We start from the raw sequence: 22,264 nt of genomic DNA on the forward strand, positions 1-22,264 counted from the left end.
CTGTTCCAACCGCGGCACCGGCACCGAGCTGAGGCCCACCCGACACCAGGCCGTTGGCGATTCCAGGACCGAAGATGCCCAGGCCAAGCAAGGAGAGCGCCGCAAGGACCAGGGTCATCGCGTCTTCTATGGTCGGCTGATTGCCACCAAAGCCAGCGGTGAACTGCGAGAACAAAGTCGAGCCGATGCCGACGATGGCGGCCAGGACCAAGACCTTGATCCCTGAAGAGATGACGTTGCCCAAGACCCGCTCTGCCGCGAAGGCTGTCTTGCCAAACAACCCAAAGGGAATGAGCACGAAGCCGGCCAGCGTCGTGAGTTTGAACTCGATCAGGGTGACGAAGAGTTGGATCGCCAGAATGAAGAAGGCGAGCAGCACCACGATCCAGGCAAACAGGAGAACGACGATCTGGACGAAATTCTCGAAGAAACTGATGTAGCCCATCAGATTGGAGATCGAATCGAGCAGCGGTCGGCCAGCGTCAAGTCCGACTTGAGCGATCTTTCCCGGCCGAAGGAAGTCCGACGCGGAGAGACTTGCGCCTGATGCTTTTAGCCCAAGGCCGGCAAAGCTCTCGAAAACGATGCGTGCCAGACTGTTCCAATTACCGATTAGATAGGCAAAGACGCCTACAAAGAGCGTCTTCTTGACGAGGCGCGCGACGATGTCTTCGTCCGGCCCCCAACTCCAGAACAACGCAGCAAGCGTGATGTCGATCGCGGCAAGGGTCGTTGCGAGATAGCCGACGTCGCTACCGAGCAGGCCGAAGCCGTTGTCGATATATCGCGTGAACGTTTCCAGGAATTGGTCGATAATCCCCGTACCCGTCATGGCTTGCTCGCCTCAGGTGTCGCCGGTAGCAGATATCCCTGCGGGATCCGGCTCTGATCCTTTGGGGCCGGCGCCAACGCAGCGGCGGGTTCTTCTTGGCCACGAACCGCGGCACCAGATTTCTTGGCCAAGAAGCGTCGCCGGTTTTCGGCCCAGACCTGCCTGCAATGCTGATAACCTGCCGTTTCCTCCGCAGTGACGCTGCGGCAGCGTGCGAGGTCAGAGCTGGTTGCATCTGTCGTCTGCGCGGCCTTCGGCAGCGCGGGCTGCTCGTCACCACCGCGAAGCTGAATCGTGCAGGCAGTGACGACCAACACGCCGATTGTCGTAAGCAGCGACAACGCCTTGAATGCCCTTATGTCCGTCATCAGTGGAACATCTGTACGTTGGATGACTGATAGCCCTGTCCCGGAGTCAGGAACCGACGAAGCTGTTCTCGTCCCTGATCCTGGGCCGAGGCGCGCTGAGCCGCTTCAAGGCTCTGCGCCCGACCTTGCGCCGTCACGACGGCGGTGAGGTCGGCGAGCTGCTGCGCGTTCAGCGCGAGAATCTGATTGCCAGCCTGCGTTGCCTGCAGCGCGCCGCTGGCACCCTGGCTTGACGTTACGAGCGCGGATGTCTGGATGCGATTGGTGTCGAGGTTGCCAACAATGCCCGCCTGGACGCGAAGCGCGTCTTGCGTTGCGGCATAGGAATTCTGCCAACGTGACTGAGCGTTGGAGATCAGCAACTGGTTCGATTGGCTGCTGGTCGCTGGCGCGTAACTTGTCGAGAAGGCATGATCAATCTGCTGAACGTCGTAGGCGATCCGCTGGGCCTGGGCCAGCAATTGCTGGGTCCGCTGGATCGATGATTGCAGTTGCTGCAGCGATGAATACGGCAGGCTTGCCAAATTCCTTGCCTGATTGATCAGCATCTGTGCCTCGTTCTGCAACGAGGTGATCTGATTATTAACCTGCTGGAGCTCCCGCGCGGCCGTCAGGACATTCTGGACGTAGTTGGTGGGGTCAAAGACGATCAGCGCCCGTGCAGGCACCGTGACGCCAAGCAGCAGCGCGAAGGCGGCCGTGGTCGCCAATAGGCCAAGAGGTCTCATTGCGATTTCTCCAGATTGACGAGGTTGGGGATCAGGTCGAGGGCCCAGGCGACGCCGCGGTGCTGGAGCCAGGCGGGCACGAAGCCGTCAGGTCCATGTTCGGCAAGGAGCTGCGCGATGGCTGCCTGGTCTGTCTTGGAAGAGGCTGCGGTGAAGGCGAGCGCAACCTCACCAAGGCCAAGTTCGAACATCCGGTTGCCGCGACGAGACTGGCAATAGTAGTCGCGCTTTGGCGTTGCCCGGCTCAGAAGTTCGATCTGGCGATCGTTGAGTCCGAAGCGGCGGTAGATGGCGGTGATCTGCGGTTCGATCGCCCGTTCGTTCGGCAGCAACAGGCGCGTCGGGCAGCTTTCGATGATCGCCGGTGCTATCGCGGAGCCATCAATGTCAGAAAGCGACTGTGTGGCGAAGATGACGGACGCGTTCTTCTTCCGAAGCGTCTTCAGCCATTCCCGGAGTTGCCCCGCAAAATCCTCGTCATCGAGGGCAAGCCAACCTTCATCGACAATAAGGAGTGTAGGCCGGCCGTCGAGACGGCCCCCGATGCGATGGAAGAGGTACGACAGCACGGCCGGCGCAGCACCCGTTCCAATCAAACCTTCGGTCTCAAACGCCTGGACCGAGGCTTCGCCAAGGCGCTCGAATTCGGCGTCGAGCAAGCGCCCGGAAGGTCCGCCGAGGCAATAAGGTTGCAAGGCGCGTTTCAGAGAGTTCGATTGGAGCAGGACTGACAAGCCCGTCAGGGTCCGCTCCTCCCTCGGCGCCGAAGCGAGAGATGTCAGTGCCGACCACAGATGATCCTTGACCTCCGGGGTGATCTCGACCTTTTCCCGTGCCAGGATCGCGCCGATCCATTCCGTCGCCCATCCGCGCTCGGAAGGATCCTCAATCCAGGCCAGCGGCTGCAGGGCGACGGGGTTTTCGTCCCCGTCTGACAATGCACCGCCGAGATCATGCCAGTCGCCACCCATGGCGAGCGCAGCCGCCCGAATTGAACCGCCGAAGTCGAACGCAAAGACCTGAGAGTTCGGATAACGGCGGAATTGCAACGCCATCAGAGCCAGCAAAACGGATTTTCCGGCGCCGGTCGGGCCCACCACGAGGGTGTGGCCGACGTCGCCGACGTGGAGAGAGAATCGGAAGGGCGTCGATCCCTCAGTCTTGCCAAACAGGAGTGCCGGCGCCTTGAAGTGCAGATCCCTCGCCTCACCGGCCCACACGGCTGACATCGGAATCATATGGGCGAGGTTGAGCGTCGAGACCGGTGGCTGCCGCACATTCGCATAGACATGTCCCGGCAGGCTACCGAGCCAGGCTTCGACAGCGTTCACCGTCTCGATCATGCAGGTGAAATCGCGGCCCTGAATGACCTTCTCGACCAGCCTCAGCTTTTCATCGGCAGCGTTGGGATCTCGGTCCCACACAGTGAGGGTGGCCGTAACAAAGGCTTGTCCGATCTGATCCGACCCCAGTTCCTGCAACGCCGCGTCGGCGTCGATCGCCTTGTTGTGGGCGTCGGTATCGAGCAGCGTCGACGCCTCGTTGGTCATGACCTCCTTGAGAATGGCGCCAATGGATTTTCGCTTGGCGAACCACTGCCGCCGAATCTTGGTCAGCAGCTTGGTGGCATCGGTCTTGTCGAGCATGATTGCGCGCGTCGACCAACGATACGAGAATGCCAGGCGATTCAGGTCGTCCAGGACCCCCGGGGTCGTCGCGCCCGGAAAGCCGACAATCGTCAAGACCCGCACGTTCGCTGAACCCAGCATCGGCTCAAGCCCGCCGGTCAGTGGCTGGTCGGCCAAAAGCGCATCGATGTACATGGGAATTTCGGGCACGCGAACGCGGTGACGCTTAGTCGAGATCGTCGAGTGCAGATAGGTCAGCGTGGCCTGATCATCGAGCCAGGCGCAATCCGGCATGAACCCTTCGACGAGTTGCAGCACGCGGTTGGTTTGATCGATAAAGCCGCGCAACACCTCCCGGGCATCTGCTCCAACGGTGCGGTCGCGACCTTCATAGAGCAATCGCTCCGCCTTAGCCGCTCCCTCCTCCGGCGGCAGATAGAGGAAGGTCAGGAAATAACTGGACTCGTAGTGGGCACCTGCCTCCTCGAATTGCGCTCTGCGTTCGGCATCGACCAGCGCAGACGCGACATCCGGAAAGGTGTTTGGAGGATAAGCGCCCGCAGAATGACGCTGCGCCTCAACGAACACGGCCCAGCCGGATCCGAGGCGGCGCAAGGCGTTGTTCAGACGACCGGCGACGGCAACGAGTTCGGCCGGCACCGCGCTGTCGAGGTCAGGTCCCCGGAACTTTGCTGTCCGTTGGAAAGAACCATCCTTGTTCAGGATGATTCCCTCGTCGACGAGAGCTGCCCAGGGCAGGAAGTAGGCGAGACGCGCGTTGGAATGACGATATTCGGCAAGGTTCATCATGGCGGAGCGCTCAGGTGTTGAGGTGGCTGGGAATGCGCAGATGTCGGCGCACGACATCGACAAATGCGGGATCGCGCTTGGCGGCCCAGACGGCGGCCATGTGGCCGATGAACCAGAGGATGAGACCCGCGATCCAGAGCCGCAATCCAAGTCCAAGGGCCGCAGCAAGCGTGCCGTTCACGATCGCGACGGACCGCGGCGCGCCGCCCATCAGAATCGGCTCAGTGAGTGCGCGGTGAACGGGCACGACAAAACCTGTGACCGGTTCATCCATCAAACCACCACGCCGCCGCCGAAGGAGAAGAACGATAGGAAGAAGCTCGAGGCGGCAAATGCGATCGACAGGCCGAACACGATCTGGATCAGCCGGCGGAAACCACCCGACGAATCCCCGAACGCGAGCGTGAGCCCGGTCACGACGATGATGATGACCGCGATGATCTTGGCAACCGGACCTTCAACCGATTGCAGGATCTGATTGAGCGGCTGCTCCCATGGCATATTCGAACCAGCGGCCCATGCCGGCGCCGCCGCCAAAAGCACCGTGCCGAAGGCGGCCACCGATGCACCTCGAAGAAAACGAATTTGCTGACGCATGTCAGTCTCCTGCTGTTGAAAGGCTGTAGTCGCCGGCAGCTCCAAGCCCCCGGACGAGCGCGAGCTCAACGAGGCGACGATCAGCGCCACGCCCCGCCAGCACGGCGATAACGTTGATGGTCTCGGCGATCAGGGCACGCGGAACCGTGATGACGGCTTCCTGAATGAGTTGCTCAAGCCGCCGCAGGGCACCGAGCGCGGTACCAGCATGAATGGTCCCGATGCCACCGGGATGCCCGGTACCCCAGGCCTTGAGCAGATCGAGGGCTTCGGCACCGCGGACCTCGCCGACCGGAATACGGTCAGGACGCAGTCGCAGCGAGGAGCGAACGAGGTCCGATAGCGTCGCCACGCCATCGTTGGTACGCAAAGCGACAAGGTTGGGCGCTGTGCACTGCAGTTCGCGCGTATCTTCGATCAGCACGACCCGATCGGCAGTCTTTGCCACTTCGGCCAGGAGCGCATTTGTCAGAGTCGTCTTGCCGGTCGACGTTCCCCCGGCGACGAGGATGTTCTTCCGTGCGGCGACCGCGCTCTTCAGGATCTCGGCCTGCTCCGAGGTCATGATTTCCTTGGCGACGTAATCGTCGAGGGTAAACACCGCGACCGCTGGCTTGCGGATAGCAAAGGCCGGGGCGGCAACGACCGGAGGCAAAAGGCCTTCGAAGCGCTCACCAGTTCCAGGCAGTTCTGCCGAAACCCGTGGCGCCCCGGCATGCACCTCCGCACCTACGTGGTGCGCTACCAGGCGAACAATGCGCTCGCCATCCGCTGCGGAGAGAGTTTTGCCTGTGTCGATCAAGCCACTCGACAGCCTGTCGATCCACAACCGCCCATCCGGATTGAGCATCACCTCGATGATCGCTTCATCTTCGAGGTAGCCGGCAATCGCTGTGCCAAGCGCACTACGAAGCATGCGCGCGCCGCGCGAATTCGCTTCCGATTGAATGGAATGGCTTGGCACCGTCGTCCCCACCCAGTGAGAGCGTCCGCAAAGGGCCCTCAGATGGGATGATTAGAAAAAGCACCTATGGAGTTGGCGCAACAAGCGCTTTCGGTGATCGTAGACTGGCGTAGAAAAAGGAAGACTGAGAACTGATATTGGACTCCTGCTCAATCGTACCAGTCCGCTAAGAGCTATCGCTCACCACTCCGCGCCGTCGTCCGCGGGTATCAGGATGGGCGAATTCTCGTACAAGCCGACCGACTTGACACCATTGGAAACAGAGGCTGGCGTGGAGCGGGAAGTTAAACTCATCCATGAAGCGCAGACTCTACGCCAAGGCAGCGCGAACCAGACCAAGGCTGCGATCTGCAGCGCTACGTTGAGGCCGAACGCGACCTGATAGGCCTGGACGGACCTATGGCCATCGATCGTGTGCCATTGCTCCAGGATCAGGCCTGTCGCGTATTGTGCCAGAAATGCCCAACCAAAGTGCAGGACGTTCAAGACGCCGTTGGCACGACCAGCAAGCTCCGGCGGAAAGTAATCCGCTATTACCGCGAAGCTGACCACGGTTGCCGTTCCGGCAATTGCGACAACCGACCAGGGCAGGATGGACGGCAGGGGCGCTCGCAAGATCAAGGCTGAATCGGCTGCGATGAACAGCACTGCAACCACCACTAATATAGCCTCCGCTCCGATTCCTTTGCGTTTGATGTAATGGACGGCCATACCGAACAACCAGGCACCGCCGCTTAGTACGACGGACATTGTAAACAGCTGTCTGACGAGACTTGTGCGATCAAGCCTCTCCACGTCGATCAGCCACGGTGATGCCCACAGCCCCTGCAGAGACCAGGCTGATCCGACGCAAGTCGCCGACAACGGGGCCATTCGCCAGAAGCGCCGATCGCTGAAAACGGAGCTAAGAGTGGCGCAGGCTGCTGATGGGACAATGCCCCGCTCGGGAACCACGACATAGATGAAAATGGCCGTCGCGCCGGTCGCCGCCGCTAGGATCTCAAAGAGCTGCCGCCAGCTCATCCAAGCGAGTAGGTATTCTACGGGAACCGTAGCGGTCACCGCTCCTAGCGATCCCAGCATGATCATGTAGCCGTTAAGCAAGGCAACTCGTTCTCTGGGGAACCAAAGGACGATCGACTTCAGTCCTGCGGTCAACGCCGCCGCCACGCCAAGCCCGATCATTGCACGCGCGATCAAAAGCGACAGGAAACCGGTCGATATCGCGAAGAGTCCGGCGCCCGCTGCGGCTAGCAAGAGCAGAACACTCTGGACGCGACGCGGACCAAAGCGATCCAACAATATACCGACAGGGATCTGAGCCGCCGCGAATATCAGGAAATAGACTGACGTAAGCAACCCGAGGTCGGCAGTCCCGAGCGCGGTATCCGAGCTGAGATGACTGGCGATCAAAGCGTTGATCGTTCGATACAGATACGAAAGATAGTATCCAGCAGCAAACGGGAGAAAAACGCGCGAGATGAGACGCCATGTCCCGGAAATTTGCATGCTGGCCCTCTTGCTGTCAGCTCGTGCGAGCCGATAGCGCGACCAGCTTTTCGTCAGTTCGGGTAAATCCCTGCGGTCGTAGGGTGGCGTAGAATAAGAAGGATCCGCGAAATGGTCTGTCTACGTGGCTCTCTCAAGTTTCTTCGGCCGGTTCCTGACGACCGATGTCTTCTGGAATCTCCCGGAGAAAGCTTTGCCCCTTTTGCAAACGGCGCCCGAGTGCTTCGACAAATCCTTCAAAACGATCCCTGCCCTTTGCCTGCGCGGCAGCCTGTGCGTCGTTGGGTAGCGGCGGCGTGATCGTCAGCCAAAAGCGGATGAAGAGCGCCAAGCTTTCGGCCGTCAAGCCCACGTCGCGTTCCAGCCGCTGCATCTGGCGCGACAGCCGATCGAGGCGCCGGGTAAACGCCGCTTCTCGCCTGTCCGCTCCATCCGGGGACAGAAACGAAACAACTGCCGCTTCCACGATCGCCGACCGAGAAAGTCTTTTGCGATCGGCGAGCTCTGAGATCTGTTTCAGCAGTTCTGGCGGGAAGTAGACGTTCATCCGGTCGCGCATAATGCCTCAGAGCTCCATACCGTCATTCGGGTCCATGGCGACCTGACGCGCAACGCCGCGCATCTGCTGGCGTATGAGCCGGGACTGGCGGACCCCATCCTCGTCATCGTCAAGAACGGCGGCAAATTCTTCTGCCGGCGTCGGTTCGGTCGTCTCCTTGGCGATCGCGACGTGATCGGGGAGTCGCGCCGGAGTCCGTTGTTCGCCGTGTCTTCCTCGACCTCCGCGGCTTTGTCAGTTGGACCCGCCGTCGGCTTCAATGGTCCTAGCGCTGACCAACCGTCCGTTCTCGATGATCGGCCGGCGCTCGCCGGATTTGGCGGCGGCAGAACCCGCTCGGTGAACCGCCTATCCTCGTAGTAGCGAACTTTCTTCGCCCGGATCGGCGGCGTACCCGCCACCATGACGATCTCGTCCATCGGTGGAAGCTGCATGACCTCGCCCGGGGTCAAGAGAGGTCTGGCCGTCTCCTGCCGCGAGACCATCAAGTGCCCCAACCACGGGTTCAATCTATGGCCGGCATAGTTTTTCATGGCCCGCATCTCGGTCGCGGTCCCGAGCGCGTCCGATACCCGCTTGGCGGTCCGCTCGTCGTTGGTCGCGAAGCTGACGCGGACGTGACAGTTGTCGAGGATGGCGTTGTTAGGCCCGTAGGCCTTCTCGATCTGGTTGAGCGACTGCGCGATCAAGAAGCTCTTGATGCCGTACCCCGCCATGAAGGCGAGCGCAGACTCGAAGAAATCCAGCCGCCCCAGCGCCGGGAACTCGTCGAGCATCATTAGCACTCGATGCCGACGGTCGCGGGCGTGTAGATCCTCGGTCAGGCGCCGGCCGATCTGGTTCAGCACCAGACGGATCAGCGGCTTGGTCCGAGAAATATCCGACGGCGGCACCACGAGGTAAAGCGTCGTCGGGCGACCATCTGCGATCAGATCGGCAATCCGCCAGTCGCAGCGACAGGTCACCTGGGCCACGACGGGATCGCGGTAGAGCCCGAGGAACGACATCGCGGTGGATAGGACGCCGGAGCGTTCGTTTTCGGATTTGTTGAGGAGTTCGCGCGCGGTCGAGGCGACGACGGGATGGGCGCCCTGCTCGCCAAGGTGCGGTGTAGTCATCATCGCCCTCAGCGTGGTCTCGATCGGCTGCTTCGGATCGGACAGGAAGGCGGCGACGCCGGCCAAGGTCTTGTCCGCCTCGGCATAGAGAACGTGGAGTATGGCGCCGACCAGGAGCGAATGACTGGTCTTCTCCCAGTGGTTCCGCTTGTCGAGGGAGCCTTCGGGGTCGACCAGGACGTCGGCCACGTTCTGGACGTCGCGAACCTCCCATTCCCCGCGCCGGACCTCGAGCAGCGGATTGTAGGCTGAGGACTTTGGGTTGGTGGGATCGAACAACAGGACGCGGCCGTGTCGCGAGCGGAAGCCCGCGGTCAGTTGCCAATTCTCGCCCTTGATGTCGTGAACGATGGCCGAGCCGGGCCAAGCCAGGAGCGAGGGGACGACAAGACCGACACCCTTGCCGGATCGGGTGGGTGCAAAACACAACACGTGCTCCGGCCCGTCGTGGCGAAGGTAGTCGCGGTCGAGCTTGCCGAGCACCACACCATCCGGACCGAGAAGTCCCGCCGCTCGAACCTCGTCCGCACCAGCCCAGCGCGCCGACCCATAGGTCGCGACATTCTTGGCTTCGCGCGCCCGCCAAACCGACATGCCGATCGCCACCGCGATCGAAACGAAGGTCCCCGACGCCGCAATGAAGGCTCCTTCGACAAAGACCCGTGGCGCATAGGCGTCGTAGACGAACCACCACCAGAAGAAGACGGGCGGGTAATAGACCTTGAAGCCCAACAGTTCGAACCAGGGCCGCCCAAGCTCCGGTTGCCAGGCGAGCCGCCAGGCCGTCCACTCGGTTGCTCCCCAGATGGCCAGCAAAACGATCAGGCCGACCACGATCACCTGCCCCCAAAGGATTTTGGTTCCGGACATCCCGAACGCCCTTCCGCAGCTGGATTGGTGCGATTGTTAGAGACCGAGGTCGCGCTTGCGACCAAAGCCCCATTCGATTCCACCGCCGTCCTTCACGACGCCGGTGACGTGTTGGCCGAGCCTCCTTTCGAGTTCGCGCGACCAGGGCACGAGTTGGAAGCCGAGCCCATTGTCGATCATGGCGAAGCGTCCCGAGGCGAGCGTCAGACGCTGGCGATATGTCCCCGCCACATGCTCCCCGGATTCGGACTTCACGTAAGGGAGGCTGGTGTCGGCCGAGACTTTTGCGGCCACCTGGTCCAGTTCAAGCTGGCGCAACGTGTTCAGGAGGTTGCGCTGCAAGATGATGCGTTGGCCCTGCCGCCGCGCTAGGCCCTCCCGGATCAGATGCTCGGTACGGGCTTCCATGGCTTGGCGCGTCTCTCGGCCGAATCCGCCCATGGCAAGCGGCATGGAGTCGCGTTCGACCAGCCTGTGGTCAAGCCAGGTCGCGCCTTTTGCGGTGACCTGCTCGGCAAGATCGAGATCGGAGCGGATGGCGAGCACCACGGTCGGCCGTGGATCGCCGGCTTGACCGAAGCGTCGGACTTCGACGATTCCCCCAACGGGCGGAGCATGTTCGAAGGCCTCGATACCTCGAAAGCGCACGTGGTGCGCGCGTCCGTCGGTCCCGTCGATCAGGGCGTAGGCCTCGCCAGTCAGTTCGTCATGCAATCCACGCTCGACCAGTCGTCCCATAAGCTGAGACGTCGGCTGTCCACCCTCGATGACGAAGTCGGCGACGCCGCGCGCTTCCCCGCGCTCGGTAAAGGCGCGGTGCATGGTCTTGATGATGTCGCCGCGCATGCCGAGGTCGCGCAAGCTGCGCTCGGCCTCGAGTCCGACCATCCACTCCCCTGGTGCGGCGGATGCGGCAAGGCCCATCTTCTCGAGGTGCTGAAGACGGCCAACCATCAGGCGGCGGATCTCAGGATCCGCGCTGCCGGGATTCTTGGGTCGAAGATCGATATACCCGGTCTCTTCCGCCGCCAGTCGGACCTCCCGGTCGAGCCGCGTCCATCGTTCCGCCGAGACTTCCCTCTCCAGCGAATTGCGGATCTCGTGCTCCGGTTTTGGACCCAGTTCGATCGCGACCAATTCCTCGGCGCGTGAACGCAGGCCCCGGCTGATGTAGTCGCGGGAGATCACGAGATCAGCGCCCTCTTCGTCGACCCCCCGAACGAGAAGATGGACGTGAGGATTGTCGGTATTCCAATGATCGACAGCCACCCAATCCAGTCGCGTGCCAAAGTCGGCTTCCATCTGCTTGGCGAGGTCGCGGGTGAAGGCCTTCAGGTCGGTCATATCGCCGGCGTCCTCCGGCGAGACAATGAACCTGAAATGGTGACGGTCGTCCTTGCAGCGTTCGGCAAACGCCGCGCTATCGGCGCCGTCGCCGCGGGCATCAAACATCTCGGCCCGCTCACCACTCCGGGTCACGCCATCGCGCTTCAGATACGAGAGATGGGCCGTCAGCGGCGCTGAGCGGAAGGCTCGTCCTTTGTGGCGAACCACGCGCGCCTTCACCACAACGCGCCGCGTCGGGCTGAACAATCTCGCCCGGCTAAAGGCGAGGCGCCCGCGGCCAAACGTCGAACGCCCATGGGCCGCGGAACGCCTGCCGGCCGGGGTCTGACCCGAGGTGTGTCCGGTTTTCTTCGCCGCGCGTAGCACCTGATTGATGAAGCTTTTCGGCTTCGGCGCGCGGGTACTGCGGATGCGCCCGGGCCGGATACGCAGATCGCTGTCGCCCGTGGTCATGACTGCGCCTCGAAGGACGCCAAAACGCGTAGAGTGCCGAAAATGTAGTTGATCTCATTCTTAAAAATCCAAGGCGCGGCACGCGCCCCGACCGACCGGCACGCCGGAACCCAAGCCATGTCAATGGCTTGCGGTTCGAGCGGCGAGCCCCTTTTATCTCGCCGTCCTGCCGTCGTGGTCTCCGGGTCGCCGGTTCCCGAAAGAGCCACCGCGACCTGGCCGCCAACTCGCGAAGCCCCCACTGCTTCCGAGCGCTTGCGATAGCGATCGTTACCCGAAGGGCCGAGACACCCGAAGGGTGGCTCGGTGAGGAGCGAAGCGACGAGTAGAGCGCGGGCCGAAGGCATCGCCCATACACCATCAGCTTGCGAACCCGCACACCTGGTCATCGCGATACTCCCGAATCCGATCGAGGGACGAACATGCCAATTGGCCGGGGGACCATGGGCGAAACATCGGGCGCCGAGAACGCGGTCGTGACACCGCTAGACGGCATGAGCGCCAACAACCGATCACGCGTCTTCATGAGATCGGATCGCGTGACGAATAGCGTCGCAGCTGCTGATGACTGTCCGCCGGACGTCCACCTCGGCGGCAGTTCGACGGCAAGCAGATTTGCAAGCTTTGCGACGTATGCTCGCGTCTCGTCTGGCAGAGAGCCGCCCGCAAGATGCTCTTCATAGCGAGATGGTCCCGCATTGTACGCCGCAAACACGCCAGGCGAGCCATACCGATCGAGCAGTTCGCGCAAGTACGCCGTACCGGCCAGAATGTTGTCGTGCGGGTCGTAGGGGTCGTTCCCGAGATTGTAGCGCACACGAAGTTCCGCCCAAGTCGCTGGCATGATTTGCATCAGGCCCATTGCGCCTTTTGGCGATCTGGCGTGCACGTCACCAGCACTCTCGATGCGTTGGACTGATCGGATCCAGTTCGGCGCAATCGCAAAGCGTTGTGCGGCTTCATTGATGAAGCCGGCAAATGAGTGAGCGGTCTGACTGATCGCCGGCTGGGCGGTTGATCCGCTCTGGGCCAAAGCAGCACCGTCGAACGCGGTCAGAAGAAGCATCACGGGCACGACTGCACAAACGCGCGTGCCCAACCGACCCAAGCACGCGGTCGGGCTCGCGCCAGCCTTGCAGACATCGATCGAGACGGAGGAATGATCCCGCAATCGATCGAACAAGGGCATGGCGAGGAGAACACGTCGAATACGCACGATCACCCCTCCCACGTCCACACCGGCATCGCACGGCCGATCACGCTGGATGCCGGAAGAAATCCAAAATACCGGCCATCAAGAGAGTCGTCCGACTGCCAGTTCATCAGAAACAGATCGCCGTCGCCGACGACGCGGCAGCCCTGCCATTTCGGCAGCGGCCGGCCGCGTCCGTCGCGGTCCTTCGCCTCGCCCACCGCGACCTCGTCGACCGAAATCGTGAGGCCGGTTCTGCAAACACTCTGCCCCGGAAGGGCGAGCACGCGCTTCAGCATGGGCACGCCAATGGGCAAATAGCCGTTCAAATCGAGGAAGGTCGCGAGCGGCTCCGGCGGCTGCACGGCGACCAATTCAGTAACTTGGAATTGGTCCGCCGGTCGGAGGCGGTAGAGACCGATCGGCACGCTCGCGGATGCGTTCCAGATGTATAGCGGAATCGGCTCCAGGACGATCGTCGCGATGAGCGCAGCAGCGACCCCAATCGTCACGGCCAGCATCGGTAGGCGGCCCGTCATCGCATCACCCTTTGGCGATGGAGCCAGGCCTGATGGCGCGCTTTCGTATACGGGCGCGGGTTTTCATTAACGGACAGACGGTTGTGAACGTGATGCCAATGGTCGGGAGCGACATCAGCCGGATCGACGCCGAGCGCCTCAACGGCATCGATCATCTGCAGCACGCGCTCGACCTTCGGCCAGCCGGACAGGCGCAGCAGAATCTCACCGCCGGGCGTCACATAAGGAACGGTCGAGCAGCGCTGTCCCAGTGCGACCGCGCGCAAGATGTCGATGCGCGAAATGATCGTGCCAAAGTCGTTGGAGGTCCACCGGACGAAGGCAAAGATGCTGCCTGGCGCGAATGACAGGACACGCCGATGGCGATCAAGCTTCCGTTCCCCGACAATGCGACCGAACCGAATGCGGTTTTCGATGCGCTTCTCGAGCCACAACACTTCCACTTCCGTGAGATCGCTCATGCGGCGGCTCCCGGACGCTGGGGCTGGCAGCCGTGAGCTTGGGGCTCGGTCGAGAGTGTGTATCGCCTGCAAAGGCAGGCTGGCCTGTCGGACTGCCGTTGCCGAGCGCCATCGACGCCGCTTTCGGCCTGCTCCGTTAGAAGAAATCCGAAGGATTTCCGGTTAGTAAAGTTAGAGCGGCTGGAAAGCGCGGAGAAACAAGCTCTTAAGCTCGATTCCGGTCCCCGATAGCACGAGGATCGGGTCCCCGATAGCACGAGGGTTGCGGTCCCCGATAGCACGAGCTGATTCACAGGTTGTCCTCCGAATTTGGAATGAGACCGCGCCGGCGCAAGCGGGCCGTTAAGGGATCAACAGGCGTGGGTGCAAAGTTCAGTCGCTCGGTGCCATCAGGGTCGCGCGTGAGCACGAGCTGATAACCGGGCAATGTCTGGCGCTGGACGATCTGGCGCACGTCGTAAGCAAAGTGCTTGAGGGGCGAGAGGATGCCGGACTTGGCATGGAGGTGCACCAGATCAAAACTCCAGCCGCCGTCCTGGCGTCCGCCGTGCTTGCGCACAAGACGATAAAGCCACCTCTCAAGTCCGCCCGTCAGCTCGAAATAGGCGCGATCAATCGTCAGCACGAGCGCGTCATCGATGACGCCAGCGTAGAACCAATCCGGCAGGATCAGCTCGATCCCAAATGGGCGGCCATTTGCATCGGCCGTCTCTTTCCACTCGTTGATCCAGGAGAAGCGATGCCGTCGCCGCTCTGCCGGCTGACGGATCGACGTCAGCACGGTCGTTGACTGAAGTCTGTCGAGACCCGCCTTCAGCCGATCATAGTCGCGTGCGCCGGTGCCGCGGCCGACGAACGTCAGAATTTCATACGGCGTTGCAGCCATCAGGCGCGACGTCTTCAGGCCGGCATCACGGGCTTCGACAATCTGGGACGCGGCCCAGATCAGAACGTCTGCATCCCAGATCGTCGCCATGCCGTGTTCCGGCACGGCTTCGACACGAATTGCGATCGCACCGGCACGGAAGTCGATCGGCACGATCCGCTTAGTCTTTGCGAGGGAGAAGAACGGATACGCCATCAGATCCTGCGCGTCGCGCGGCGCAAGATCGCCGGGCAACGCCCGAAAGAGCTCAAGCTGGTCGCGCTCCGAATGGTGTTTGCGCCGCATGGTCACTACTCTCACGCGGCAATCAGCGACGTTCCTGGCCCGCATACGGGCGCAGCGCGGGCTGCTTCTTGGCCGGCAGTACCGTCCCCTTCCCGGGATCGGACGTCGACGTCTTGGCGCCGCGGTCAGCCCACGCTTTCAGGTCATCGACGGCGTAGACAACACGTCCGCCGATCTTCCGATACGTCGGTCCAGTACCGTACGTGCGGTGCTTCTCGAGCGTGCGACCGGACAGGCCAAGATAGCGCGCGGCCTCAGGTGTACGCAGGAATCGCGGTGGTAGACCGGCCATCGGATCGGGCATTTGAGGACTCCAGGAGGACATCGCACTACGCCTGGCTAGGCCGGCGTGTGTGCGGTCATCATGGAGAAGCAAGATCTCGGAGGGGGATGCCGAATATGGAGGGGGCCGCTTTCGATACCCCCCAACCGGAAGGGCTATTCGTCCCTGCGCCCGGACCGCAGAAGTTTGCGGTAACCACCGCGCATCAACGCAAGGCCGCCTTGCACCAAGCGGATTGTTCGATTGCGCAGATCATGGGTCTTCCAGGCACGGTCGGGGATTCGCTTTTTGCCGAAGAGCGCTTCGGCGATAACGCGATAGCTTCCGCCGGCGCTGCGAGCATCAAGCGCACGGATCGCGGCGCTCAAGCGTTCGCGCCGCTGTTTAGATAGTTGGTGAAAGGCAGGACCTGGTGCGCGTCCATTCATCGCGCGCCACAGCCGGCGGGCTGCATACGCACGCGCGCCGAAATCGCCGTCAAATGGCAGTTCGGCTGCATATGACGCGCCAAGCACCGGTGGATCCTTGGACCAGACACGGTGATCCACTGCACCGATGCGCAGCACGGCGTGCCAGCCGTCGGCGGCGCGGCGCATCTGGCCTGCTGCAAGGTCAAGCAGCGGTTGAGGCGCTGAACTGCGATCGGCGGCCGAGGCAACCTTGACCGGAACGACCGCCGCTAGAACCTCAGGCGCCCAAAAGATCGTCTGCTCATCGAACGACCGCCGCGGGTCATGGGCGAAAGCAGATACCCCATTTCCTCCTGAATTCCTCGGTCACTGCACCATCTGGGCTGCTTGCGATCATCGCCACGTTCTCGGGTCGATAGTCGGCGTTGCGGCGGAGACATTCCCAGGCGATGTCGGTGATTTCGGCGTCTTGTAGGCTCTTGTAGGATTCCGGCGACCGCCAGTCGAATTCAGGCATTGCTTCCGCCCCATTGCACGCTGCTAACAACGATTGCGCCGCAATAGGTATGAACGAGGCGGTTGTAGGAAGCCCCTAGTTTGGCACCACGTGGTGCACCGGAATGACCACCGATCAGCAAAAGAAAATAGTTCTGCCTGCAAGTCGCCGGCCGGCGGTTTTCTTCTATTTTGAGCCGGTGCCGCGCAAGAGGCGTCCCTGCTCGGTCACCCATTTGGCGCGCGCGAGATGACTCTGATATGCGCTTCGCGCACGGTCCGGCTCCCGCACCGGATCGATATGCAGCACCACTCGAGCGACTTCCATCCAGTCAGCCCCTTGGCTTTCGGCCTGCAGAAGGCGCATGTAGGTCACGACATGCTGCTCATCGTAGGCAGTGAGAATTTGATCTGCAGGCGCAGCGTCGGCGACGCCTGGGTCGAGCGGCGGCTTCCTCATAAGACTCCACGCCTTAGTTTAGACAATTTCTAACACGCGGGCAGGAAGGAGCAGAAGCGCCAAAATTGTCGCGGAAGCCGTCCGGATCGCGTTTTGTCGAAAATACTCCGTGGTGAAATACTCTTCAAGGACATGCCCTCTCGCGTATGGATATACGCGAGATACTTGCAATCAATTTGCGGAAGCTCCGGCAGGCCCGTGGTTTGTCACAGGAGGAATTGGCTCATCGTGCTGAAATTGACCGCACTTATATCAGCGCACTCGAGCGAAGCGTTTATGCGGCGGGTATCGACGTTGTCGATCGGCTCGCTCGCAGCCTGGGTGTCGAGGCCGCCGACCTGCTCACTCGCCCGCCCACAAGCACCAAGAAAAGGACTCGGGGGCAGGCCGAGTGATTGAGCCGACCCGCTCGATCCGGCGGCCGGTTCGCGCTCACTGACGCCTGGAAGGATGGGAAGCCCCGCCCGGCAGACCGGACGGGGCTTGATGAAGTGGCCTACTCGCCGGTCTTGCGCGGCCGCGACCAGAGCAGGGTGTAGCCTTCACCGCCTTCGTCGTCGAACAGGTTCGCGTAGATCGGCGCGTTGAAGGAAGGATCGTCGAGCTTGAGCGAGAGGTAGTCGCGGCCTTCCTCGGAACGCTTCGACCAGGCTGCGCCGATCTCCGCCCGGCCCACATAGATGCGGTGGCTGGGGGCGTTGTCATTGGAGCGGTTGGTCTCGGCGACGATGCGGACGCCCTTGGCCTTCAGGCTCAGGGTGACGATCTCGCCCTGGAATTCGTTACCGACCTTCTTGAAAGAACCGATGTTAGCCATGTCACTTCTCCTGTTGTGTTTCGAGCCCGCGACCACCGCGGCCTCGATGGCGATCTAGGGCCGAGGACGATCGGCGACGCACCCGCTCGGGCCGGAGCGCAGCGGAGGACGTCGTTGTGGCGACTTTCTTGCCTCGCGAGGAATGGGCGAAGCCCAGGGGAAGAAAGTCGCATCAACGGCGTTGCGGCTCAGACGATCGAGGCGAAGCCGGTCTTCGGCCAGATCAAGCCATCAACGAGGCCACGTGCGTCCGCGTGCTGAACCACGATATCTGGAGAAGCGTGGCTATCTCGGTTTTGATGAACAAGAGGCGTGAACGATTCAGCGGGGAAAGAGAAACAATCTCCTGCAAAAGGCGGTATCGTCTCCCAAGAACGGATCGAGATAAGATCGTTCTGCCGCGGCTGCGTGGGCCAGACCGAATGTCGGCAGCTTGATCGATGAATTCCGAGCAGGACGAGATCTCCGCGCTCAAGTTCGATCATCCCGTTCACCGCGCCGATCTACGCGAAACGAAGCTATTCGACATGGCAGCGGTAAGCGATCGCCCCTGGGGCCATGCGGCCGTAAGAATTGGCTAGGACGGTTTCTCCACCACCACATCGGGCTCGAACGGGCGGGTCTTCGCCAAAACCACCAAGCGCGTCATCGCCGTGCCGCCAACGCAAACCGCGCCCAAGGAAGCGAAGACTTCACGCCAAGCCAGCGAGGGCACCCCGATATTGGACACGGCGAACACCACATGATAGCCGGCGACGGCGGGGGGAACAGCGAATGCTGTTGCGATGGCGATGCGCAAGGCGGGGGACCGAGTAACAGCAAAGGCGACCTGGCCGAGGACCAGCGTGAGCGCACCGCCGGCCGTCGCGATAAGCATGGCGCCAATGAGGCCGGCGTCGCTGTGAAACGTCATCATCCCGATAATGAGTGCGACAAAAAACGGCAGGGCATACACGGCAAGCGCAATGATCGCCCAGCAGAACAGACCGATGCCGAGTGTGTTGAGAACAAGCCCAATAGCGAGCATGGTGGTGGCTCCATGTGCATAGATCTACCAGTCGCGCCTTCCACCACCACCACGGCGCAACTCTGGATATGAGACTGAAACGAGGCGGAGTTGCGGCGGGAGCAATTTCGCCTCAAAGACTTCAGTTGAGCAGACGGCGCTCATGCGCCGCCGAACATCCAGACCGGGATGCCGAGCCGTTTCGCCTTGTCGGCGAGGTTGTCCTGGATGCCCGTGCCCGGGAAGTGCATGACGCCGATCGGCAGGAGTTCGAGCATGGCATCGTTGCGCTTGAACGGTGCTGCCTTGGCGTGCCTCGTCCAGTCGGGCTTGAAGGCGATCTGGGCCACTTTGCGGTTGCTCGCCCATTTCGAGGCGATCAGTTCGGCCCCCCTCGGGGAGCCGCCATGCAGCAGGACCATGTCGGGATGCTTGGCATGAACCTTGTCGAGACGATCCCAGATGAGGTGGTGGTCGTTGAAGTCGAGCCCTCCGGTGAGCGCGATCTTTGGCCCTGAGGGCAGCAGGATCTCGGTCTCGGCGCGGCGCTTGGCTGCGATGAAGTCGCGGGAGTCGATCATCGCCGCGGTCAGGGTGCGGTGGTTCACCAGCGATCCCGATCGGGGGCGCCATAATGTGCCGGTGTGAGTCTCGAAGCGTTCGATGGCTTGGTCACGGAAGAGCTCCAGGCAGTTGCGTCGCTCGATCAACGTGGTGCCTTCCGCCGTGATGCGTTCGAGTTCGACGGATCGAACTTCGGAACCGTCCTGCTCGCGCTGACTCTTCCGTTGCGCCTGTTCGTTGTCGTCGAGTTGGCGACCGATGCGGTCGACGGCTCGGTGGAACAGGTTGACGGTCGACCAGAGCAGATCGTCGAGGTCCGGCTCGAGCCGCGTGTCGCTCAACGTCGCGACCAGGGCATCGAAGATATCGACGACGGCACCGGTAATGATCCTGCCGTCGGGAAGCGGCCGTGGATCGGGCTGGTCGTCGAAGGGGCGGTAACCGAAGAGCTGCAATTCGGCAAGAACGTGTTCGGTCGGAGATGCGTCGTGCGGTGGTTCGATGTCATCGTGGTCGGTCATGGAGGCGATCCTTTGCCGGATCGGCCGCGACCATCGCGGCCTTCGTGGCGATCACTCAGACGGCAGGCGGAACGGGCCAGAACCCGGAGCAGAGCGGAGGGCCGAAGCGCAGCGGAGGATGGCGGAGGCCGGGCTATTTTGCTTCGCGATGCAAAGCGCGCTCGCCAGATGGCTAATGTGTCTTCTCGTCGCCGGCGCGCGGCGGAAAATAGCCGGACGCAGCCATTGCCGGTCCGAGCCGCTTGCCGTCCGATCGCCCTCTAGAAGGCCGTGGTCGCGTGCTCTCCCGGCAGTGGCCGCACCGCGACCGACCTGTCGATGCCCATCGAATTGCCGGGGCTATTCCGCGGTTGCCAACGACGAATGCAGCAAACGGACGACGTCCTCTGGTACGAGCTGAAGCCGCAACGATGCGCGGAGGGCTTCGAGGCCAAAGATGTGCAGATCTTCGTTGAAATCGCCCACCCGAGGCGACAGCGGAAGCGCTTCAACGCCGGCCTCTACCGCGCGCTGCGTGAGAATCGCCTGTACGGTATCTCCGGCAGCATCGTCATCGCGGGCGATATAGAGCCGACGCAGGCCAGATGGCAGCATCATCGCTGCGAGATGATTAGCCGAAAGCGCGGCCGCCATGGGCAGGGCCGGCAGTGCGTAACGCAGTGACAGCATGGTCTCGATTCCCTCGCCGGCAGCGAGCACATCATCGACCACGCCGAAGCGAACGGCGTTGCCGAGCAGGTCACCCATGGCGCGTCGTGGTGTGTCGATCGGAGCCTTGCCGAGCCGCACGCGATCAAAACCGTGTGGATCTAGCCAGGTGCGGTGCACGCCGGTGATCCGTCCATCGAGGTCGGTGACACAGGCTATCATCGCCGGCCAGGTTTCGGTCGACGAATGCTCATCCGGTCGATAGTAGCAACGAGGATGGAAGCGCAAGCTGCCACCATGGTTGATGCAACTAATTCCGCGACGCTGCAAGTACGCCTCGGCTAATGTCCCTTCAATCGGGTTGGATATCGCAAAGAGCCGACGAGCGGCTTCCTGCGATCCGGCCGGCGCGACTGGACGAACGGGCCTCGGGAGTGATTGCTCCTCGGAACGAGGCAGCTTCAGAAAGCGCCTCGCCTCCTCGGCGACCTCGCGAAAGTCTCGCAAGGCCAGACTTTCGCGGATGATGTCGAGGAGATCACCATGTTCTCCGGTCGCGGCGTCGGTCCATTTCCCGGGGGGGCCCCTCCGGTGTTCGGGGCGCCCCCACGAACAAGGGGGGCCCCGGGTTTTGGAAGCGGCCCCGACCCAGCCAGTCCCGCCCCGCCCGCCTGCCATTAGAGAGATAGTGTCGGCACACCGCCTCAGCCTCGCACGAGAGGCGGCGTGCCAGTTCGGAAGCATCGCCGGCCATCACGCGGCCTCCCGCTCACTGACGCCCGTAACCGGATAGGTGTCGAGCACCCTGGACAGGACCTCGATGCCGCTCGCGTCCGTGGGTACGAACATGCGCAGCTTCCAGGAGATGATCTCCCCAAAGAGGCCGTAAGCACGGAGGCGATCGCGTATCGTGTCGTTGAATCCGGACAGCTCGATGCGATAGGCGCCCATCACCCGGACGCGGCGAAGTTGGAGTTCCTCCGCGAGGTCGAGGACGGTGCGTCCCTCCATCAGCGCGGCAAAGGCAGCGTCCGGCGTCAGCGCGGGCGCGTCCCTCGAAAGGACGTTTGCGACCCATGTGGCCGAAAACTTGCGTCCGATGATGCGTTCGCCCGCATCGGTCTGGAGCCGATAGACGCGGGTTGATTCGTTCGGCAGCCGCTTCCAGATAGGGAGCAGCAAGCCCGCCACAACGTGGATCGTGCTTTCCGTGAACTGGGGCACCTCGGCAAGCTCCGCCACCCAGGCCGCAGCGAAGCGCCCACGGTCCGCTTCGATCCAGTGGCTCTCCGCCATCATGCTCAAGGGGACCGTGTGCTGATCCATCGGCCGGATCAGACGGACGCGCCGCTCGATCTCGCCGTCATCGAGCATGACGCTCGCCGCGGGGACCTGCACGGCGGCTCGTCCCGAGCGCTCATTGACCAGCAGGACGGCCTGACGATCGGAAAGACGAGCAAGAGCGTCATCCAGACTCACCGGATGATTGCGCTGGCGCTGTGTGACAGTGAGCAGCCGGGTCTCGGCGCCGGTCCCCCGCTGGTCATAGATCGTCCGCCGGTCGGTGACGACAAGGCTCTCGGCACGGAGTGTTTCCAACCCGACGTCGTAGGTGCCGGATGCACCCGCGCCTTCGATCCGAGCGGACAAGAGCTGCTCGAAGGCGGTGAACAGCACATTCTGGAGGTCGATGGTGAGCGCCAATAACCTGTTCAGAAAGGTCGTGATCGGCGGCAGGTCATTCCTGAGCCCATTGGCATCCATGAGCTTCAGACCGGTTGCATCCTCGAACCTCCCAAGCGAGCAACCGTCGACCTTGCCTCGCGCGAGCAGCGTGTAGAGCTGACGCAACGCATCACGTCCATACTGGCTTTCGAGATTGTCCTCGGGCCGGAACAGGCCCTGTCCTCCGGT

26 protein-coding genes and 1 pseudogene are annotated in these 22,264 nt (G+C 62.2%); 1 reads left to right on the forward strand and 26 read right to left on the reverse strand.

Annotated elements, in window-relative coordinates; translation table 11 throughout:
• The 20 genes and pseudogenes from trbL to Q0239_RS11095 form a co-directional block, all read right to left on the reverse strand.
• Positions 1-832: P-type conjugative transfer protein TrbL (trbL, locus tag Q0239_RS11000; protein ID WP_298602641.1), on the reverse strand; the 832-nt coding region annotated here is incomplete at its 3' end.
• The gene (trbK-alt, locus tag Q0239_RS11005; protein ID WP_006018733.1) at positions 829-1,200 is read right to left on the reverse strand and encodes a putative entry exclusion protein TrbK-alt; all 372 of its coding nucleotides are present in this window, start codon (positions 1,198-1,200) and stop codon (positions 829-831) included. The genes trbL and trbK-alt, both read right to left, overlap by 4 nt.
• Positions 1,200-1,928, reverse strand: coding sequence for a P-type conjugative transfer protein TrbJ (trbJ, locus tag Q0239_RS11010; protein ID WP_006018732.1), 729 nt, complete (start codon positions 1,926-1,928; stop codon positions 1,200-1,202). The genes trbK-alt and trbJ overlap by 1 nt, the downstream gene beginning before the upstream one ends.
• Positions 1,925-4,366 (reverse strand): conjugal transfer protein TrbE, encoded by a 2,442-nt coding sequence (gene trbE / locus Q0239_RS11015; protein ID WP_298602644.1) that lies wholly within the window; start codon positions 4,364-4,366, stop codon positions 1,925-1,927. The genes trbJ and trbE overlap by 4 nt, the downstream gene beginning before the upstream one ends.
• 10 nt (positions 4,367-4,376) lie before the next feature.
• On the reverse strand, positions 4,377-4,640 hold the full coding sequence (locus tag Q0239_RS11020) for a VirB3 family type IV secretion system protein (RefSeq protein ID WP_006018730.1): 264 nt from the start codon (positions 4,638-4,640) through the stop codon (positions 4,377-4,379).
• On the reverse strand, positions 4,640-4,963 hold the full coding sequence (locus Q0239_RS11025) for a TrbC/VirB2 family protein (protein WP_006018729.1): 324 nt from the start codon (positions 4,961-4,963) through the stop codon (positions 4,640-4,642). Before Q0239_RS11025 ends, Q0239_RS11020 begins: the two co-directional genes overlap by 1 nt.
• A 1-nt stretch (position 4,964) precedes the next feature.
• Positions 4,965-5,879, reverse strand: a complete 915-nt coding sequence (gene trbB, locus Q0239_RS11030) for a P-type conjugative transfer ATPase TrbB (protein ID WP_006018728.1) — start codon at positions 5,877-5,879, stop codon at positions 4,965-4,967.
• A gap of 228 nt (positions 5,880-6,107) precedes the next feature.
• The gene (locus Q0239_RS11035) at positions 6,108-7,436 is read right to left on the reverse strand and encodes an MFS transporter (RefSeq protein ID WP_006018727.1); all 1,329 of its coding nucleotides are present in this window, start codon (positions 7,434-7,436) and stop codon (positions 6,108-6,110) included.
• 133 nt (positions 7,437-7,569) lie between these two features.
• A complete protein-coding gene (locus Q0239_RS11040) occupies positions 7,570-7,995 on the reverse strand; it encodes a CopG family transcriptional regulator (protein ID WP_006018726.1) in 426 nt (141 codons plus the stop codon).
• A 6-nt stretch (positions 7,996-8,001) separates the two neighbouring features.
• Positions 8,002-9,983, reverse strand: a pseudogene (locus tag Q0239_RS11045) (conjugal transfer protein TraG).
• Between the two features lie 36 nt (positions 9,984-10,019).
• A complete protein-coding gene (locus Q0239_RS11050) occupies positions 10,020-11,783 on the reverse strand; it encodes a DUF3363 domain-containing protein (protein ID WP_006018724.1) in 1,764 nt (587 codons plus the stop codon).
• Entirely contained in the window at positions 11,780-12,172 is a 393-nt protein-coding gene (locus Q0239_RS11055; protein ID WP_006018723.1) for a hypothetical protein, read from the reverse strand. Before Q0239_RS11055 ends, Q0239_RS11050 begins: the two co-directional genes overlap by 4 nt.
• Positions 12,169-12,999 (reverse strand): lytic transglycosylase domain-containing protein, encoded by an 831-nt coding sequence (locus Q0239_RS11060; RefSeq protein WP_006018722.1) that lies wholly within the window; start codon positions 12,997-12,999, stop codon positions 12,169-12,171. The genes Q0239_RS11055 and Q0239_RS11060 overlap by 4 nt, the downstream gene beginning before the upstream one ends.
• Positions 13,000-13,001: 2 nt before the next feature.
• On the reverse strand, positions 13,002-13,514 hold the full coding sequence (locus Q0239_RS11065; RefSeq protein WP_006018721.1) for a S26 family signal peptidase: 513 nt from the start codon (positions 13,512-13,514) through the stop codon (positions 13,002-13,004).
• The gene (locus Q0239_RS11070) at positions 13,511-13,975 is read right to left on the reverse strand and encodes a DUF2840 domain-containing protein (protein WP_006018720.1); all 465 of its coding nucleotides are present in this window, start codon (positions 13,973-13,975) and stop codon (positions 13,511-13,513) included. Before Q0239_RS11070 ends, Q0239_RS11065 begins: the two co-directional genes overlap by 4 nt.
• 289 nt (positions 13,976-14,264) lie before the next feature.
• A complete protein-coding gene (locus Q0239_RS11075) occupies positions 14,265-15,146 on the reverse strand; it encodes a replication initiator protein A (RefSeq protein WP_006018719.1) in 882 nt (293 codons plus the stop codon).
• A 22-nt stretch (positions 15,147-15,168) separates the two neighbouring features.
• Complete coding sequence (locus Q0239_RS11080; RefSeq protein ID WP_006018718.1) at positions 15,169-15,450, reverse strand: helix-turn-helix domain-containing protein; 282 nt, start codon at positions 15,448-15,450, stop codon at positions 15,169-15,171.
• 134 nt (positions 15,451-15,584) lie between these two features.
• Entirely contained in the window at positions 15,585-16,025 is a 441-nt protein-coding gene (locus Q0239_RS11085) for a DUF2285 domain-containing protein (RefSeq protein ID WP_024337242.1), read from the reverse strand.
• 136 nt (positions 16,026-16,161) lie between these two features.
• Entirely contained in the window at positions 16,162-16,356 is a 195-nt protein-coding gene (locus Q0239_RS11090) for a DUF6499 domain-containing protein (protein WP_298602660.1), read from the reverse strand.
• A gap of 165 nt (positions 16,357-16,521) precedes the next feature.
• A complete protein-coding gene (locus Q0239_RS11095; protein ID WP_006018715.1) occupies positions 16,522-16,794 on the reverse strand; it encodes a hypothetical protein in 273 nt (90 codons plus the stop codon).
• Between the two features lie 146 nt (positions 16,795-16,940).
• Here Q0239_RS11095 and Q0239_RS11100 point away from each other — a divergent pair, with 146 nt between their 5' ends.
• Complete coding sequence (locus Q0239_RS11100; RefSeq protein WP_024337241.1) at positions 16,941-17,189, forward strand: helix-turn-helix domain-containing protein; 249 nt, start codon at positions 16,941-16,943, stop codon at positions 17,187-17,189.
• A 101-nt stretch (positions 17,190-17,290) separates the two neighbouring features.
• Here Q0239_RS11100 and Q0239_RS11105 read toward each other — a convergent pair whose 3' ends face one another.
• The 6 genes from Q0239_RS11105 to Q0239_RS11130 all read right to left on the reverse strand — a co-directional run.
• On the reverse strand, positions 17,291-17,611 hold the full coding sequence (locus tag Q0239_RS11105) for a DUF736 domain-containing protein (RefSeq protein WP_006018714.1): 321 nt from the start codon (positions 17,609-17,611) through the stop codon (positions 17,291-17,293).
• A gap of 188 nt (positions 17,612-17,799) precedes the next feature.
• On the reverse strand, positions 17,800-18,096 hold the full coding sequence (locus tag Q0239_RS11110; protein ID WP_080654815.1) for a hypothetical protein: 297 nt from the start codon (positions 18,094-18,096) through the stop codon (positions 17,800-17,802).
• 92 nt (positions 18,097-18,188) lie between these two features.
• Entirely contained in the window at positions 18,189-18,638 is a 450-nt protein-coding gene (locus Q0239_RS11115; RefSeq protein ID WP_298602665.1) for a hypothetical protein, read from the reverse strand.
• 140 nt (positions 18,639-18,778) lie between these two features.
• Complete coding sequence (locus Q0239_RS11120; protein ID WP_006018712.1) at positions 18,779-19,702, reverse strand: DUF2493 domain-containing protein; 924 nt, start codon at positions 19,700-19,702, stop codon at positions 18,779-18,781.
• A 339-nt stretch (positions 19,703-20,041) separates the two neighbouring features.
• On the reverse strand, positions 20,042-20,638 hold the full coding sequence (locus Q0239_RS18200; protein WP_367276090.1) for a toprim domain-containing protein: 597 nt from the start codon (positions 20,636-20,638) through the stop codon (positions 20,042-20,044).
• 465 nt (positions 20,639-21,103) lie between these two features.
• The coding region (locus Q0239_RS11130) for a strawberry notch C-terminal domain-containing protein (protein ID WP_298602667.1) at positions 21,104-22,264 on the reverse strand (1,161 nt) is incomplete at its 5' end.

This window comes from uncultured Sphingorhabdus sp., assembly GCF_937872355.1.
Lineage (GTDB): Bacteria > Pseudomonadota > Alphaproteobacteria > Sphingomonadales > Sphingomonadaceae > Sphingorhabdus_B.